We start from the raw sequence: 18,752 nt of genomic DNA on the forward strand, positions 1-18,752 counted from the left end.
TTTCGCTACTTTTTTGGTAATGTGATTATAAACTCTGTGTATTTTCCTACTTCTGTTTCGACTTTTAGTTCTCCGCGATGTTGCTGGACGATAACATCCTGACTGATAGACAGACCTAGACCAGTACCTTCGGCTGGTGGTTTTGTAGTAAAAAAGGGATTGAAAATTTTATCGAGTACCTCTGGTTTTATACCTGAGCCATTATCGCGAATGCGGATTTCAATCGCCTCACCAAGATTTCGAGTTTTCACGTCAAGCAGCGGTGAAAATACTTCTCCGATTTCTTGTTTCTTTTTATAGGCTGCATAGCAAGCATTGCTAATAATGTTAAGAAAAACCCTGCCGATGTCTTGTGGCACGACATCTACTTCGCCAATGTCATTGTCATAGTCTGTTTCTATGGTAATGTTAAAAGCAGGTTCCTTCGCTCGCATCCCGTGATAGGCTAAATTGATATATTCGGCGAGTAAACTATTTATATCTGTAGCTTCCCAGTGACCGCTTTGTCCGCGAGAATGCAAAAGCATATTGCCCACGATTTTGTCTGCTCTTTGACCGTGTTGATTGATTTTTTTAAGATTAGCTGTGAGATCGGTTAATAGCTCGGCAATATCCTCACTGGTTTCGGGATCTAAACGTTCTGCTTGATTTTCAATTTTTTCAAACAGTTCTTCTGTTAATTCAGCAGAAAGTTCTGAGAAATTGTTGACAAAGTTTAAGGGGTTTCTGATTTCGTGGGCAATGCCTGCGGTTAAACTGCCCAGAGAAGCTAGTTTTTCTTGGACAACAATTTGATTTTGCATAGCTCTGAGATTTGCTTCTATCCGCTGGCGCTCTTCAATCTCATTTTGCAATTGCTGCACAGTATGGGTGAGTTCAGATGTACGATTCTCAACTTTGATTTCTAGTTCCTCATTCGCTTTTTGCAGTGCTTCTTGGGCTTGCTTGCGCTCGGTGATATCGCGCACGATCGCCACATATTCTTGGAGATCCTGATTGGAAAGAGAAGCTTGTTTAGAGAATCGGTTTGAGATGGCAACTTCGAGGATGCGCGAGTTTCCATCGGGTAAGTTGAGGGTTTGTTCGCTGCGACTGAGCCACTGCTCTGGCTGAGCCGCTAATCCGGGTAGTAATTTGTTCAGGTAAGACCCAATTAGCCTTGTAATATCTATTCCGAAGACGCTTTCAGCAGCGGGATTAGTCTGACGAATTACACCTTTTTCATCGAGCACTACAATAGCATCTAGGGCAATGGTAAAAAGCTGTTCTGCTCCCTCTCGTGCCTCGTCCATTAAGACAACCTGGGATATGCTCGTCCAACAGGCAACGGCTACCCCGACAAAGGTGATACTCAAGACTAGCACTACCAAAAGATTAGAGGCAAGACTTGAGTTAGCCTCTAAGGGGATACCAAACAACCAGCCGACCGTAACGGCGCTAGAAACCAGTAAAATCGCGACTACAACCTGAAACGCCACAAAATCTGGTATCAAGCTCTTGCGATCTTGCCGATAACACTGAATCCACCATTCTGGATGAAACGGTGCAAAGGGAATGCGACGGATAGCCGCATCCACTACGAAAACAACCACAGGAAACAGGAACCCAATCAGCACATCTTCCCGACTCCAAGCTAAGCCTCCAACCAGCAACAGCACACCATCAAAAATCAAGAAGCCTAATGCCAACCAAGGCCATCGCACTTCTGGAGATCGTCGCCGCAGCCAGAGTCCGAGATAGAGTGACATCAACGTTACCATGAAGGCAACAGAACCAATCACCAATAGCCGAGTTAGATCTATCCAAAATAAACCGATCAAATTAATTAAAACGCAAAATATCAAGCCCGGTTGCAGAACACCTCGTCGGGAAACGATCGCAAACACGGGTGCAACATATCCATCTAAAGCGAGTTGGTACAAAATTCGGGGAGAGTTAGAAACCGCAGTGGCGCAAGCTAGAAAACAGCTTGAAGCCAGCAACAGTGTCACGATTAATGAAGCTGACGGGCCCCAAAATGGTACGGCGGCTGCTAATAAATTCTTAAATGAGTCTTCCCCCAGTCCTTCAGCGGTGGCTAAGCGCATCAGTACCCAGGAGTTGGCTAGAAATATGGGAACAATTAGTGCAGCAGCTAAGTTCAGAAACCGCAAAGTTTCACTGGGACGACGGCTGTCGGCGACAAACGAAGAAGCGGTTTCGCAGGCGCAAGTAGCGTAGATCGCGAAACACGACCACTTAGCCCAGTCCACAAAGGTTAAGGTTGGCCAACTGCTGGGGAAAAGTCCGGGACTCTCTGGAGATAAAGCTAACCATCCCATCCCTTGAATGCCAAACACCAGTAGAAATCCAATTGCTGGGAACACGAAAAATGCGTGCAGTATTCCTAGAGCGCGAGTGCCGCTAAATGCCACAATATAAGCGATCAGTGTGAATCCAAGTATGAGAATTGTTCTGGGACACGGAATGCCCAATGGTTCCAGGTTAGCTTGGATGAGGTCTGTGATGACGATCGCATTCACTGAGGGATATACTACCCAACTCAGGAAGTAAGCGAATGCCGCATAGCGACCCAGAAAGGGATTGTTCCTCAGTAGCCTGGTGATATAGTTGGGCGTTCCCCCTGACATCTCTGGCCAATGTTCCCCTAAGCGTTTCACTTGTAGGTTGAGCATTACCCCCAACAGCACCGCGGGCAGCCAGACGAAAATTGCATTTGGGCCCAGAGCGGCGTACATTGGTGGTGCAATTGTTACCCATGCGATATGACCGCTCAGGCCAAAGCCCCAGGTTTCAATAGAACTCAGGCTTCTCTGGAGGCGCATGGGCGATCGGCTATTCAGATTTTCTGTTGGGGAAGGCTGAGTTGGTTCTGAATGGTAGCCGTTGGCTGGCTGCTGTCGGATGTCTGTGGCCATCAATTTTACCTATATATCATTTTGTGGATGTTGCAGTCGCTACCCGATGTTCCGCTTTATAGAGTGCAACTTTTTTGTGGGAAGTATTTTTGCTAGTCTTAAGTTTTGGCAAAGCTGCCTTCCCCAGTCAACCATTAAAATCTATCTCAATCCCTCTTCACTATTACATTATTACATTTTATTTCTGACGGATTTGGGCTACTTTCTGGTTATTTTAGCCATATTAAATTTCTTCTGCTTTGATTAATTTCCTATTTTTTTATTAACAGTGGCTGGATATTTTCTTCTTCGTCGTCTACCACCATTACTTTCATTTTTTTTACTCCTTAATTTCTGCTACTTTTTTTGGCAAGGTGATTATAAACTCTGTGTATTTTCCTACTTCTGTTTCGACTTTTAGTTCTCCTTGATGTTGCTGGACGATAACATCCTGACTGATAGACAGACCTAGACCAGTACCTTCCGCTGGTGGCTTTGTAGTAAAAAAGGGATTAAAAATTTTATCGAGTACCTCTGGTTTTATACCTGAGCCATTATCGCGAATGCGGATTTCAATCGCGTCACCAAGATTTCGAGTTCTCACGTCAAGCAGCGGTGAAAATACTTCTCCCATTTCTTGTTTCTTTTTATAGGTTGCATAGCAAGCATTGCTAATAATGTTAAGAAAAACCCTGCCGATGTCTTGTGGCACGACATCTACTTCGCCAATGTCATTGTCATAGTCTGTTTCTATGGTAATGTTAAAAGCAGCTTCCTTCGCTCGCATCCCGTGATAAGCTAGATTGATATATTCGGCGAGTAAACTATTTATATCTGTAGCTTCCCAGTGACCGCTTTGTCCGCGAGAATGCAAAAGCATATTACCAACGATTTTGTCTGCTCTTTGACCGTGTTGATTGATTTTTTTAAGATTAGCTGTGAGATCGGTTAACAGCTCGGCAATATATTCCTTTGTTTCGGGCGCTAAACGTTCTGCTTGATTTCCCAGTTCTTCAAACAGTTCTTCGGTTAATTCAGCAGAAAGTTCTGAGAAATTGTTGACAAAGTTTAAGGGGTTTCTGATTTCGTGGGCAATGCCTGCTGTTAAACTGCCCAGAGAAGCTAGTTTTTCTTGCACAACAATTTGATTTTGCATAGCTCTAAGATTTGCTTCAATCTGCTGGCGCTCTTCAATCTCGTTCTGCAATTGTTCTACAGTATAGCGGAGTTCAGATGTACGATTCTCAACTTTGATTTCTAGTTCCTCATTAGCTTTTTGTAGAGATTCTTGGGCTTGCTTGCGATCTGTTATGTCGCGCAGAATCACCACATATTCTTGTAGCTCCTGATTGAAAAGCGAAGCGTCTTGGGAAAATCGGTCGGAAATGGCAACTTCCAGGATACGTGAGTCTTCAGCGGGCAGGTTCAGGGTTTGTTCGCTCCGGCTGGGCCACCGTTCTGGCTGATTTGCCAATCCGGGGAGTAGTTTGTTCAAGTGACGCCCGATTAATTGACCAGTGCTTAACTCAAATAGACGTTCAGATGCTGGGTTAGCCTGACGGATCATCCCATTTTCATCCAGCACGACAATCGCGTCTATGGCAATTACAAACAGTTGTTCCGCCGCCTCTCGTGCCTCGTCCATCGAGACGACTTGGGGTAAGCTCGTCCAACAGGCAATGGCCACCCCGATAAAAGTGACTGTCAAGATCAGCACTACCAAGAGATTAGAGCCAACGCTAGAGTTACTATCTAATGTGGATCTAACAACCCAGCCAATACCGACGGCGCTACAGACTAGCAAAATCAGGACTACAACCTGAAACGCCACAAAATCTTCGATCTGGCTCTTGCGCCGGGCCCTGTAATGCCGAATCCACCAGGCCCGATGGAACGGAGCAAAGGAAATGCGACGGATAGCCGCATCCACTGCCAAAATAGCCACAGGAAACAGAACGCCGATCGTCAGGTCTTGCCAACCCCAGCCCAAGCCTCCGACCACCAAAACAACTCCATCGAAGACGAAAAAGCCTGCCCCCCACCAAGGCCATCGCACTTCTGGCGATCCTCGCCGCAGCCACATTCCTAGATAGAGCGCCATCAGCATAATCACGTAACTAGCAGAACACACCACCACGATCCTGGTTACATCTCCCCAAACCAGACCGATCAAACCGAGTAAAAGGGAAAATACCAGGGCCGGTTCCAGGACGCCCCGTCTGGAGATATAAGCGAAGACGGGTGAAACGTGACCGTCTAGAGCGAGTTGGTACAAGATGCGCGGAGAGTTGGAAACGCAAGTGGCGGAAGAAAGAAGACTGCTTGATGCCAGTAGGAGTGTGACGATCAATGAAGCTGACGGGCCCCAGAATGGTGATGCCGCAGCTAAGAGGTTATTAAACGAGTCTTCGCCCAGTTCTGGGGAGGTTGCTAAGCGCATCAGTATCCAGGAACTCCCCAGATACACGGGTGGAATCAGCCAAGCGGTTAAGCTCAGAACCCTCAAAGTTTCCCGTGGAAGGCGGCTGTCGGCGACAAACGAGGAAGCCGTTTCACAGGCGCAGGGACCGTAGATCGCAAAGAATGACCACTTGGCCCAGTCAATAAAGGTTAAAGTTGGCCAACTGCTGGGGAAAAGTCCGGGGCTATCTGGGGAGAAAGCTAACCATCCCATGCCTTGAATGCTAAACACCAGTAGGAATCCCATTGCCGGGATAATGAAAAATGCGTGCAGGATCGCTAAGGCGCGACTGCCGCTAAACGCCACAATGTAAGCGATTAATGTGAACCCAATTCTTAGCAACGTTTCTGGACAGGCAATGGCCAATGGTTCCAGGTTGGCTTTGATTAGTTCGGTGAGGATGATCGCGTTGACTGAGGGATATACAGCCCAGGCGAGGAAGTAGGCGATCGCCGCATAGCGACCCAGAAGCGGAAAGTTGCTCAGCAGCCTGGTTATATAGTTGGGCGTTCCGCCTGACATTTCTGGCCACTGTTCCCCTAAGCGTTTCACTTGCAGGTTCAGCATCACCCCCATCAATACGGTGGGCAGCCACACCAAAAAGGCATTTGGTCCGAGGGCCACGTGCATTGACGGTCCAATGGCAACGGCTGCGATAAGACCAGTCATCCCAAAGCCCCAAGTTTCAAGGGGACTTAGGGTTCTCGGCAGGCGCATGAGCGATCGCCTACTAAGATTTTCTGTTGGGGAAGGCTGAGTTGGTTCTGAGTAGTAGCCGTTTTCCGGCTGGTGTCGGATGTCTGTCGCCATCAATTTTACCTATTATTTTGGGGATTTTGCTGTCGCGACCCTGAGTTTCAGCTTTATAGCTTTTAACTTATTTCTGTTAAGCATTGTTGCTAGTTTTAAATTTTGGCAAAGCTGCCTTTCCCAATCCACCCTGAAAATCTATCTCAATGGATCTTCAATATTACCAGGACTTACGCAACTGTCACAGCTCGGTGTACCAGCACCAAAAAAATATACAATAAACATCGAACAAGAAGTTTTAGTTGCTCAATTAAATAACTTAATAGTAGCCCGTGTTTAATTTGATCTATTGTTTTACTATTTTTATCGGCTAAAGTTTTGAGCGCCTAAGCCACACAAGTTGATGACAAGCAATATGATTTGTTTGAATTCTAGCTTGACGGAAGTGGCAAGATTCTCTCCCGGTTAATTGCTTGAGTTCACTAGGAAATTGCTCCATTTTCCAACCAATAGCACACACATGAGTGTACGTTATTCGTGCGCTTATTGAGTTTGGTCGTTAGTCGCGACTGTCAAGTTGTCAGTGCTCGGGACTGGTGAAGGTGATGGGTGAGGGCGTGAGCACGCCCTCACCATGTGTCAGGGGCTTTAGTCTTGTAGTTATTAGTAGGGTGCGCCTCGGCGCAACTTACTACTACAGATAGTGTAAAAATAGAACGAATGCAGCGTAAATCTTGTTCTTTCCTCTTCCTTCTTCGTTCTGACTTCAGAACTTACGCAAAAAATGGTTCAATCGGCTATTGGTAGAGGCTCTGTGCGCCGAGGCGCACCCTACAAATAAAGTTTGTGCGTTCAGGAGTGTTTTTTCTTGCTTCTTTTTTCTTCCTTCTCAATAAAAAACCCCGGTTTCTTGAAGAAACGGGGGTTTTTCCTACCAACTAACAGAGGAGTCACAATTTAACAGGTAGCGGTTGCCGGAATTCTGCATTTCTCGCACAACCCTCTAAACCAAACTACTGGCAAATTCTAGTTGCAGCTTCTTTAAAGCTGTCTCATTTCCTCTTCAAGCACCCGAACCAAATCTTGATTCCCACTGGATCTCGCTACTTCGATGCGGTGAATCAGTTGCTTGTGAATGTTAGCGCGGTGGGTTTCTGCTACTTTTTTTACGTTTTGACGATTTGTGTTCATGGTGGACGTTCCTTATATTAATTTTGGTGTACCTGCTACTTCTCTAATATAGCGCTAAATTCCAAAAAGTATCTAAATTTACAAAAAATTTACAGTTGTTGACCGCTCGACCAAACTCCTGTATAAGATTGGTCATAAGTCAATAGCGAGGTCTTGACAATCAAAAAAAAAGGCAGAACGCTAGAGCTGCCGAAGGCAGAAAGCTAGAGCTGCAGAAGGCAGAAGGCAGAAGTAGAAATTCTCCCCATCTCACAACATTTACTCAAAGGGTAAGGTACTTATGACGTACCCAACATTTACTCAAAACTCACAACTTGCTTCAGCGCCTCTACCAACTGCTGAAGGTGTGCGATCTCGTGAGTTGCCATCAGCGAAATCCGAATTCGACTGACACTTACAGTCGGAGGCCGAATCGCCGGAGCAAAAATACCCATGTCCTTGAGTTTGCTCCCTACTGTTAAAGCTGCCGCTGCATTTTTTAACGGAAGACTGAAAATAGGCGAGAGGGAATTGCTAATTGGTAATTGGTGATTGGTAATCGCGCAATATTTGAAAGTTTCGATATTTTGTCGCAACCGAACTCGGCGTTCTGGTTCTTGCTGTACAATCCTCACAGCTTCCAAAGCAGCCGCCGCATCAGCAGGCGTCAATGCTGTAGTATAAATCCAAGTCGCAGCTCGATTACGCAGAAAATCAATTAAAGCAGCAGAGCCCGCAACGTAACCACCTAAACTTCCCAAAGCTTTGCTGAGTGTCCCCACTTGAATCAGTGGTGTTCCCGTACACCCGAAATGTTCTGCACAACCGGCACCGCTAGCACCGAAAACTCCTGTAGCGTGAGCTTCATCTACTAATACCATGCAGTTAAAGGTTTCGGCCACAGCCAACAACTGCGGTAGCGGACACAAGTCCCCATCCATGCTAAAGACGCTATCGGTAATAATTAAACACTTGCGGTATCTTGCGCGATTTTGCTCTAGCTTGACCTTTAAATCCTCAAGATTGCAGTGATTGTACTCTAGGGCAGTTGCACCACTGAGTGTGGCTCCGTTTTTCAGACTCGAATGGTTGTACTTGTCAGATAATATTAAATCGCGCTTGCCGACAACGGATGCGATCGCCCCTAGATTCGCCAAATATCCCGAACTGAATACTAAAGCATCTTCAGTTTGTTTTAAATTAGCAATAGCTTGTTCTAGCTGTCGGTGCAAATCGCGGTGTCCGCTGACCAACCTCGAACCCGTCGCACCCGTACCAAATTCCTTAGTTGCAGCCATAGCAGCTTGAATTAACCTGTCATGGCCGGCAAGTCCCAGATAATCGTTGCTGGCAAAGTTAATCAGCCTGTGGCTTGCTAACTTTACCACAGGCCCGGGGCAACTATCGATCGATTGTGGTGATCGATACCAATCGGCACGGCGAATTGTCTCCAGGGCCTTCTCTATCCAAGCGTAAGGGTCTGCGTTCATATTGGAAAGCGATCGGGTAATACGTTATATTAGCTGGTGATCAGTTCCTCCCTATCACAGAAGCATATGCCACTCACTAAAAAATACAGATTAGTCACCCGCAGCGATTTTGACGGTCTTGTCTGTGCCGTTTTGCTCAAAGAACTCGATATGATCGACGAGATTAAATTCGTGCATCCTAAAGATATGCAGGATGGAAAAATCGCAATAACAAATAACGATATTAGCACCAATTTACCCTATGTTGAGGGAGTTCATCTAGCTTTCGATCACCATTTCAGCGAAACTCTCAGACACGAGAAAATCAAAATTAACCACATCATCGATCCCTATGCAGCTTCTGCAGCTAGGGTACTGTACCAATATTATGGAGGCAAAGCAAAGTTTCCTGATATTTCTGAGGCGATGATGGCGGCCGTTGACAAATCAGATTCCGCTCAATTTGCCCAAGAAGAGGTTCTACATCCGCAAGAATGGGTGCTGTTAAACTTCATAATGGACGCCAGAACCGGGTTGGGAAGGTTTAAAGACTTTACCGTTTCCAATTATCAGTTAATGATGCAGTTAATCGATTACTGCAAAAATCATACCATCGATGAAATATTGCAGCTTCCTGATGTGAAAGAAAGAGTAGACCTCTATTTCGATCAAGAAGAAAAATTTAAAGAGCAAATACAGCGCTGCGCCCAAGTATATAATAATTTAGTTGTTTTGGATTTGCGTAACGAAGAGGTGATTTATGCGGGGAATCGTTTTGTAATTTATGCTTTGTTCCCCGAATGCAATATATCGATTCACGTACTTTGGGGACTGAAACAACAAAATACTGTTTTCGCAGTTGGCAAGTCAATCTTTAACAAAACTTCTAAAACTAATATTGGGGAGTTAATGTTAAGATATGGTGGCGGCGGACACCAGAATGCCGGAACTTGTCAGATTGAGAATGATAAAGCTAGCAAAGTTTTGACAGAGTTAATTGCCCAGATAGAGCAAAATGGTTAAATTGGCTTTATCTTTTTTGCAGTCAGGACTTGAGTCTTTGATTATTTTATTTTTCACGACTGAAGTCCTTACTACAAACGGAGATTTTCAGGACTGAAGTCCTTACTGCAAACGGGAGTTTAGTCCTCAAGGTTTTGAGCTGGCGGGTTCTGGGTATTGAGATTTTCTGAACTGTTGCCTTTGACTGGTGGCAAATGGTCTACCAAACCCATATCAAAAGCGATATCCGGCAACTCATCAGCGTTATATTTTCCTGGCTCAAACAATCGCCCCGGAGTAAAACAAGGCTGTTTCAATCGTACCACTTCCCCCGGTGAAAACATTCCCCTAAACATTTTGCGTTCGAGTCCCATAATTTCCGCTCCTAAAACAATTCTCGCATTAATCTTAGCAATTTTTGAGCGGCAGCTTCCCAATTAAACAAGTCCGCCGTCTCTCTAGCTTTTTGAGCTACCTGAAAACGCATCGGGTCTTCAACAATTTTTCGTAACTGTTCGCGAACAGACTGAACATTTGGCTCTGCCCAATGAGGAGCATTTGTAATTTTTAGATACTGAGTATCGTAACACTTTCCGACGGGAATTAGATCGTAAGCAATGGGATAGCAGTTATTAGCATTGGCGTACTCAGTCGGGCCGCCATACATAGTCATAGCCACAGGTAAACCGGCAGCAAAGGCATCCAAAATTTTAATCGCAAAACCCTCGCCGCGAAAAGGAGCTAAAAAAGCATCGGCTGACAAGTATAAATCAGCTAGTTCTGCTTTATTACAAAATTTAGGCATTATCCGAATTCTTGACTTGAACTTGCCGAATTGTTTTTCAATATTTACGAGATGTTCCACTATAACATCTGAATGTTTGCCGCCATCTTTGATTATTAACTCTACCTTAGAATCATCTCTAAACTCTTCCCAAAAAGCTTGAATGGCGAGATCCGTGCCAAATCTATACAAATCAAAAGAATTGGTCATGTGCAGAATATACTTTACATCTTTTTGGTCTTTTTGCGGTCGGGAAAAATAGAGTTGCGAGATTAAAGGATTGAAACCTAGAGGCATGACTGATACTTTGTCAGGCGGACATCCAGCTTTTATTAAGACGTTTTTAGAATATTGGCTGACGGCTAGTTTGTGGGATAAGTTATTGACAGCATCGTAAATCCAGTAATCATAATCATCAGTGTTTTTGGCGAATTCGTAATTAATAGCAAAAAGTTCTAAATTGAGATGTCCCTTGAGTTCTTTTAAAAAATAAGGTTTCCAGTAATGAGACCATTTTATCTGAAATAAGTCTGATGGTTCGGTGTTCATCCACTTTTCTAGCAGGTGGTTTTCTTCAGTTGTGGAATTGTCGCTGATCTGAGAGGCAATTGTTGAAGGTTCGACAGAAATTGGAATTCCCATTTTGTCTAAAGTTTGCGCCAGGGATAGCGTAATATCAGCGAAGGAGTTAAAGTGTTGAAAACCAACGTTAAAGTGAACCATATTTATTGGTTATTACTTATTAGTTATTGGAAACAAAGCCTCCGGGTATGTATTCCCAGACCGAGCCTGGGAACAAGACTAGAACACTAAAATACCACCATAAAAATTAATAAATAAAAAATAACAACTAACTAACTAATGACTAATTGGCCGATCGCACTAAAATGACTGTACAGTCGCACCCGCGCGCCACAGCTTCCGGGATGTTGCCGTGAATCACCTGCTTCAGCAGCCCTTCGCGGCTAGCTCCCAGGACGATCGCATCGCACTGATCGTTCTGAGCCAAATCAATTAAAGCATCAGAAACCGATTTAGCGCAAACCGAAGTCGCTATTATCGAACAGCTAACCCGGCGCTTGATAAACTCCGCCGCTTGCTTTAATTCACCGCGATCGGGTTCTGCACCAGAAGGCTGGTGAACCTGACACAATTTAATCTCCGGTACAGCACTCGCAGCCACTAAAGCAGGTAGCAGCCGCAAAGCCGCAGCTTGCTTGTAACCGCCGCGAATAGGCACCAACCAGCGGTGCAAACCCATCAGCGTGTGCAGTCCCAATTCTGGCCCTGGAATGTCTGAATTCGGCGGGGAAAGTTCAGTCTCAGGAGTCGCTGATGAATCTGAGGATCTCGCGAATGCGGGATTATCTGCGCCGTCAACTTTTTCGGGATTTAACTCCCATTCTATAGACGCATATTTCCGCCCGCTGAAAGTGGCGGAAAACTCATTTTTCTTGCGTTTTGCTAATAGTTTTTCGCTCCACTTCACCAAAACCACCTCGCAGCCTGCTTGCCTAATTACGGTATCGACAACATCCCCAAAAATGCGTCCTTTTGTGGAAAATTCGCCTTGCCAGCCCATCAAAATTAAATCGATATGTCGCTCCCTAATTGTCTCCAAAATCGCGTTAGGCACGTCGTGAGCTACCCGTATTTGGGTGTGTACCGGCAAGTTCCAATTGCGAACAATTCGCTCGGCTTGTTGCAGCAGGCGGCGGCTTTTGGTTGTCCGCACTGCGCTTTCTGAGGGGGAACTGTTGCGCGGTACTATGATGATTTGCAGGCATTCTAATTCGTAATTGCGATCGCGCGCAATCGCCGCGGCCAGCCGCAGCAAAGCGGGTGCTGTTTGGGGGTTGGAAAGCGGCACTAATAAGCGGCCGTTTCCGACTTGCGGAGCCCTGGTTTGATAGACAACATAGGAAGGTTCTGGATGCGGGCCCTGGGTTGTTTCTCCGCTGAGGCGATCGGATTCAACTCGGATAATGTCGCTGCGGGTAATAATTCCCACCAAACGGCGACCTTCTATGACTGGCAAACGGCTGATATTGTAGTTGTTGAGCCTGTACAATACCTCGCTTAAAGTATCCTTTGGTTTGACTGCGATCGGCTGTACAGTCATAAATTCTTTAAGCAGCGAGTTGCTGGATAAATTGCGCTCGCTGGCATTTGCCAAATCGGTTTGACTGACAATTCCGACTAATTTGCCATCTTCAACTACTGGAAATCCTCGGTGGTGCGATCGCGAAAATGCCTGCATCACTTCATCGAAAGTCAGCAGACTCGAAAGAGTTTCAACTCGGCGCTGCATCACGTCCTCTGCGTACAAGTCGCTCAAAGTATTGCTGGCAGCTTTTGCCTTTGTCAGTTGAATGCCGTTAAACTCCAAAAGGTGATTGTACAGCGAGCCGCTCTCTACCTTTTCTGCCATTAAATAAGCAACTACACAACAGATCATCAAAGGCAGCACTAATTTGAAATCCGCCGTAATTTCAAACACAATTACTACCGCAGTAATCGGCGCTCTAGTAACCGCGCAAAAAAACGCTCCCATTCCCGCCAAAGCGTAAGTTACCGGCGAACCGACGCCCAGGGAATCTGCCTGCACAATGCCCACCATGTGACCTAGTGCAGAACCCATAACTAGGGAAGGGGAAAACAATCCTCCCGGAGCCCCAGAAGCCGAGGCAATAATTGTTAGAAAAAAGTGAGCTATAAAAGCAATTAAACTCGTTATGCCACTTGCTTCGCCGGTCAGCATAAACTCCCGCAAACCCGTATTATCGCGGAAAGTTTCTGGGAGAAAACCTATTACTGCACCGCAGATTAGGCCAGCTATAGCAATTCGCGCTGGTAAGGGTAATTTGAGCGATCGCCTGTTAAATTGCAAGCTAGCAATAATCCCTTTCGTGAACAAAGCTCCCAGCAATCCAGCTAAAATTCCTAGCAGTATGTAGAAGGGAATTTCCTGAGCCTCAAAACTGCTTTGGTACTCGCGAAGGTTCAAATTTAAACTATCACCGCCCAAAAGCTGCGACACAACTGCACCGATAAATGAAGCGATAATCGCAGTCCCTAAAGTCAATCCCGAAACGTCGTACAGCAGTTCTTCAACTACAAACAAAACTCCTGCAATGGGAGCGTTGAAACCCGCAGCCAATCCCGCAGCAGCACCGCAAGCTATCAATTGTCGGCGGTAGTCTGGGGAAGTTGGCATCAAGTGACCTATCCAGCCGGCCAAAGATGCTCCTATTTGGACAGTTGGGCCTTGCCTGCCTAAAGTTAAACCGGAACCAACGGCTAAAATAGTGGTCAGAAGTTTGGCGACGGCTACTCGCAAATCTAAGGCAAGATTGACGCCGCCCAGAGCAGCTTTGACGTGAGGAATGCCACTGCCTGCAGTTTCGGGAGCAAAACGCTCAACCAAGAAACCTGTCAACAACCCACCCAATAAACCGACGCTGGGCAGTAATATCCAAGCTGGAATTACTGTCGAGGTAGCAACTCGCCAACTGCCGAGCCATCCGACTCCTGATTTGAGCAAAACGCCAGCCAGTCCTGAAATTAAACCGATCAGACAAGCTTCAAAAATAGCGAGGCGTTTCGGCCGTAAAAAAAGTTGAGATTTGATGACCCTGGAAGGTTCGCTAAATTGTTTAGGGATAGTTAGGTACGGCATAAATAGCGTAGATGGCCTGATAATGGTCTACTCGATCGCACTTTAGCGAAAAATCGTTCGACTTGGCAAAATATAACTAATTTTTAACCTGAGGTGCACCAAAATTAACGCAGATGAATTTTACTAATCGGCGTTATTCTGCCGTTGTTTACCCTATCATTTCCACCAATGTTTTCAAATCGGACACTTCCCAGTCTGGCTGGCCGCTGGCCGGCAGTGTCGCCCCAAATCCTGTTTTGTCGTGTCTGCGATTTACCCATTGTTTCTAGGGCTATTTCAGAGTGGCGAGTTGACGGTTTGTACGATCGCACTTGTTCCGCAGCAATCAACCAGTCGAATTCAACTTTTAAGTGGTGGGCTGTACCAACCAACAAGTCATCGTCAATATTGGAAATTACTGCCCGTTTGTATTTCTGCTTGAGTGCTGTTAAAGCTGCAACTGTATCGGGAAATGGTTGCCAATTTTCGAGGGAATCAAGCAAACAATTTATTTCAGTTCCTGATGCTGTTTCTGTCGGTTGAAAATTAAATCTGTGACTGAACTTGTTCACTATTTATTGCAAAATCTCCCGATATCTTATATAAGGATTATTTTGGTTTTCTAGTTGGGATTTAAATTTCGCAAAAATATCTAAAGTTCCTTCATCGCTGAAATCAATTTCCCGATTTAACAGCAAGTGTTTCAAGGCGGGTAATATCCCCCCTTTCCCAATCTATCAGAGTGCCGTAGCCGTCAAAACTAACTACTTCAAATTGATTAAATTCTAGCATAGTTCGCTCCTAGTTTAGGGTTGATATTCGGCAAATATCTCAATTTTACCCACAATGTTTTGATTGAATTGAGCCAATTCTTCGGCCGGAATCCAATATTCTTGGTGAATCGAACTGCCCACATTTTGAACCGGATAGTTTTTTAAGAATTCTGCCGCAACCCGAAAGCGAGTGGCATAGCCGAAATATCCCGATGCTGCATCTCTTGTATTCCAATCTCGCGCGATTTGTATGGCATAGGCTTTGTGAAGTACGGGATAAAAAGTAGGCTGAAAGGATAAGCGTGGCGGAAATGCCAGAAAATCGCTTTCTTTAATCAATTCCATTTCTTTTTTGCCGACGGCTCGGAACAGCGTTACTGTCTCTTGGTCTGAGATATTGATATTTTTAAACCAAGCTTTCCAACCGTCCCAATTGTGAACTATTTTCGCCAATTCAGCGTAACCGGCGGCGCCGGGATGGGAGCCATCGTTCTCGGTAAGTTCTTTTTGCCAAATTTCCGATTTTTGCAGCGGGGTGCAAACATCTAGATAAGGCACGTTTAACTCGCTGCAAACTTGAGAAAACTGTTCGGATAAGTTGGCAATCCGGCTTGTGCGATCGGCATCGATAACTGGCGGTGGCCCTACCATTAAAACTGGGACTCTTTCTTGAGCAGACTTGAGAATATATCGGGCATTTTCAATTGATTTCTCAACTTCTATGCGAATTTTTTCGTTTTCTAGGTAAGTGTCATTGACGCCAAAGGAAAATACTATTCTGCCGTCGCTGTAGTGAGGTAAGCGGCAAGAAACTTCGTTCAACCAACGAGTTTCTATATCGGCACTGGTTTCTCCCCTTATTCCTAAATTGTAGTAAGTAATATCGTGTCCTTGTCCGCAAGCGGCAGCGCAAATCCGTCCTGTCCAACCGAGACATTTTGGATCACAAGTACCGTTTACAAAAGAATCGCCGATAAAACAAATACGCATATTATGTGTGGGAATTGGGAATGGGGAATTGGTGACTGTTGACTGTTGACTGTTGACTGATGATTGATGACTACTAACAACTAACAACTGACAACTGACTACTAACAACTGCTAACTGCCAACTGTCAACTGACTTTAGTTTTTGCCGATGACGGACAATCCCTCTACAATTAGAGATGGTGTGTGGCAAGAACCGTTCCACTCGGAGTCTCCTCCCAATTCTACCAATTGTTTGAGGACGTTGTAGACGTTGCCAGCTACCATTGTGTCTTTGATCCTGCCGACTATTTGACCTTTTTTGACTCGGTAGCCGAGATCGACATTAATTGAAAAATCGCCGGAAATTCCCGCACTGCCGCCAAGCATTTGATCGACTACAATTCCGTCGTCTAATTTAGCGATTAAATCGATTAGCGAAAGCGAACCTGGTTTAATCAAAACATTGAACAAACTCGGCGTCGGATAGCTGCCCAAACCCGGGCGAAATCCGTTCCCGGTAGTGCCACTGCCCAAGGCTCGACCGGTGGTGCGATCGGTATAAAATAGCTGCAACACTCCGCTGTTGATAAAGACGATCGCCCGAGTCGGAGTGCCTTCGTCGTCAAAAGGACAGCTATAGGGCCCGATATCCGGCTGCTGGGAGAGGGTGACAAGCGGCGATGTCACTGGTTGGCCTAATCGATCGCTCCAAGGCGAAGCGCCTTCGATTACCTGTTTGCCGTTCAACGCCGCACAGACAGTCCCCCACAGCAAATCGGCGGCTTTGGCTGTAAACAGCACCGGCACGCGGCCCGTGGCGGGGGCTACATTGTCTTTCGCCCATTCCAAACGTTGCAAAACTCGCCTGGCGCTGGTGTTTAAGTCGAGGGTGCCGCGTTCGGTTTCGCCTTCCCAAATGTTGAGGAAATCTTCTCCCCGCACTAATTCTGCTGATAAGTAACCGCTGAGGGTGGTGTCGGTGTGACTGGAATCCAAGCCTCTGGTGTTCACCAAGCGGGTGCTCTCGATTTCGCAGTCGAGTTCGGCGGTGCAGAGGCTTTCTGGATAGGCTTCGCGGACGATCGCGATCGCCTCTTTGCCCCAGTTTACTAGCTGTTCCGCCGACACTGACACTCCGCGATCGGGATAAACAACTTTCTCACCGGTGCCGAGTTCGATGGTTTCCGGTTCGTTGAGTTGTGAAAGCGCGATCGCCCTGTCCACCAAAATTTGCAGTTCCACAGGCCCGTAGGCCACCGCCAAACCCGGCCGCCCATCCCGCCACAGCCGCAGTGCAATGCCTTCTGCTTGGGCGGTTTCTAGCTGTTTGAGGCGGTTTGCTTCAAAAAAGACCGGCCTTGACAGCGATTGCGATTCCAATACCTCAGCAGCTTCTGCACCTGCTTTGGTGGCTAGTTCTAACAGTTGTTCTGCTGATTGCTGGTTGGTCATTGTTCTCGGTGGTTAGTAATGGGCGATCGGTAATACCATTTTCGATTTTCGATTTTCGATTAAAGAATTGGCAATGACTTACGGGATATGGGTTGGGTTCACGGGCTTACATTTAGATTCTTTTGGGAAACGGGTGCAATGGGCGATAACAAGATTCTACGCATTTGTGATTGTTTGCATCCTGCCAAGGGCGTCAGTCGATTTTATATTTTAGATTTTAGATTTACTCCACAGATTAATCTGGGAGCTTTAACTATAATCTAAAACTATGAGCTCTCCACGACAGGATTACGTGGCACGGTATCCGTTTTTGGGCGGGGCCAGAAACCGACTTTTTTGCTGCGGTTCAGCTCTAAAAGCCGAGATTTTTCCTGAAAAAACCCGGTTGCTTAAATCTGATTGAGAATGCGGCCCGATATTAGTTATTGCCAAGCGAGCGACTAAATATTTAGTTCGTGCAGCAGCCAGAATCCTGCAAAAGATTCCGAGTCGGGATTCGACTGAATTGCTAAGAAATGTACTTGTTTTGCTTGTTTTTTCGCGGCTTCAAATCCTTTCGCTTCTCTCTCAGTTGCTGCGTCTCTGAGATTAGCTAAAATCCAGCGATCATTAGCTCCCGTATCTAATACCAGCCTAGCTGGTGGGCCGCTCTCAAATTTCAGAAAAGCCAACTCCAAGCCCGACATCCAACCTGCCAGGGCTGTTGCTCTCGACGAGTAGATAATTAGTCCCGGAATTTGCGTTTCAGGGGCGAGGCGTGTCATCGGTAGCCCGAAAGCTTCGCCAAATCCGATATCCCACTCGGACATTTCGTCAAAAGCGGCGATCGGCAAACTCACAAACGTCCATTTTTCGCCGATTAAAGCATCCGGCAGCGCAACTGGCGTTTCGGGTACAAATTGAACGCTCGGGTTCACAACCGCTTGATAGCCGGGTTCGGCGGGATAAACGTCTTGCATCCGTTCTTCCAGCCACAGGCTGAGGGCGAGGGTGCGGCGGCTGCAGGCGGCGGGAATGTCCAAGTCCTCGCAGGCTTTAGTAATCATGTTCGCCATTTGGCGGCGGAAAAAGCGGATTTTTTCGGGCCGTTTCGGTGCTGCGGCGATCGCCTCTTTAAGTGCACCCGCCAGCCACAGGGAATTCACGGTAGAACTGGAGCAGAATTGCGAGTAGCGAAACAGAGATTCGGCCTTGTCGCCTACATTCAGCGGGCTTTCGCAGATCAACACTTCCCATTTTTTTTTCTCTCGCTCGTCTAGGATTGGACGGCTGTAAAAGTCGAGTTCCCAAATAGTAGCCATGCCGCGCTGTTAAAAATTAATCCTTTCTCATGTTACCGGACAGCGGGCAAGTTTCTGATTTTGACA

The 18,752-nt window shown here is 46.2% G+C and carries 10 protein-coding genes and 1 pseudogene; 1 reads left to right on the forward strand and 10 read right to left on the reverse strand.

The window, feature by feature from the left end; translation table 11 throughout:
* Positions 1-5: 5 nt before the first annotated feature.
* The 3 genes from D0A34_05015 to bioF form a co-directional block, all read right to left on the reverse strand.
* Complete coding sequence (locus D0A34_05015) at positions 6-2,918, reverse strand: amino acid permease (GenBank protein UNU18315.1); 2,913 nt, start codon at positions 2,916-2,918, stop codon at positions 6-8.
* 319 nt (positions 2,919-3,237) lie between these two features.
* Positions 3,238-6,168, reverse strand: coding sequence for a PAS domain S-box protein (locus tag D0A34_05020; protein ID UNU18316.1), 2,931 nt, complete (start codon positions 6,166-6,168; stop codon positions 3,238-3,240).
* A gap of 1,427 nt (positions 6,169-7,595) precedes the next feature.
* On the reverse strand, positions 7,596-8,768 hold the full coding sequence (gene bioF, locus D0A34_05025) for an 8-amino-7-oxononanoate synthase (GenBank protein UNU18317.1): 1,173 nt from the start codon (positions 8,766-8,768) through the stop codon (positions 7,596-7,598).
* A 66-nt stretch (positions 8,769-8,834) separates the two neighbouring features.
* On the opposite strand from bioF, the gene D0A34_05030 reads away from it, so the two are divergent.
* The gene (locus D0A34_05030) at positions 8,835-9,770 is read left to right on the forward strand and encodes an exopolyphosphatase (GenBank protein UNU18318.1); all 936 of its coding nucleotides are present in this window, start codon (positions 8,835-8,837) and stop codon (positions 9,768-9,770) included.
* A 119-nt stretch (positions 9,771-9,889) separates the two neighbouring features.
* Here the strand turns inward: D0A34_05030 and D0A34_05035 are convergent, their stop codons facing one another.
* From D0A34_05035 to D0A34_05065, 7 genes and pseudogenes are all read right to left on the reverse strand, one after another.
* Entirely contained in the window at positions 9,890-10,123 is a 234-nt protein-coding gene (locus tag D0A34_05035; GenBank protein UNU18319.1) for a hypothetical protein, read from the reverse strand.
* Positions 10,124-10,134: 11 nt separating this feature from the next.
* Positions 10,135-11,256: a glycosyltransferase gene (locus tag D0A34_05040; GenBank protein UNU18320.1), complete on the reverse strand. Its 1,122-nt coding sequence runs from the start codon at positions 11,254-11,256 to the stop codon at positions 10,135-10,137.
* Positions 11,257-11,398: 142 nt separating this feature from the next.
* Positions 11,399-14,212 (reverse strand): CBS domain-containing protein, encoded by a 2,814-nt coding sequence (locus D0A34_05045; protein UNU18321.1) that lies wholly within the window; start codon positions 14,210-14,212, stop codon positions 11,399-11,401.
* 148 nt (positions 14,213-14,360) lie between these two features.
* Positions 14,361-14,983: pseudogene (locus tag D0A34_05050) on the reverse strand (haloacid dehalogenase).
* Positions 14,984-14,997: 14 nt separating this feature from the next.
* Positions 14,998-15,954 carry a lipolytic protein G-D-S-L family gene (locus tag D0A34_05055; protein ID UNU18322.1) on the reverse strand — a complete coding sequence of 319 codons (957 nt, stop codon included), beginning with the start codon at positions 15,952-15,954 and terminating at the stop codon, positions 14,998-15,000.
* A gap of 135 nt (positions 15,955-16,089) precedes the next feature.
* Complete coding sequence (locus tag D0A34_05060; protein ID UNU18323.1) at positions 16,090-17,385, reverse strand: TldD/PmbA family protein; 1,296 nt, start codon at positions 17,383-17,385, stop codon at positions 16,090-16,092.
* A gap of 440 nt (positions 17,386-17,825) precedes the next feature.
* Positions 17,826-18,686 carry a DUF1092 family protein gene (locus D0A34_05065; GenBank protein ID UNU18324.1) on the reverse strand — a complete coding sequence of 287 codons (861 nt, stop codon included), beginning with the start codon at positions 18,684-18,686 and terminating at the stop codon, positions 17,826-17,828.
* Between the last annotated feature and the right edge of the window lie 66 nt (positions 18,687-18,752).

Source organism: Microcoleus vaginatus PCC 9802 (genome assembly GCA_022701275.1).
Lineage (GTDB): Bacteria > Cyanobacteriota > Cyanobacteriia > Cyanobacteriales > Microcoleaceae > Microcoleus > Microcoleus vaginatus_A.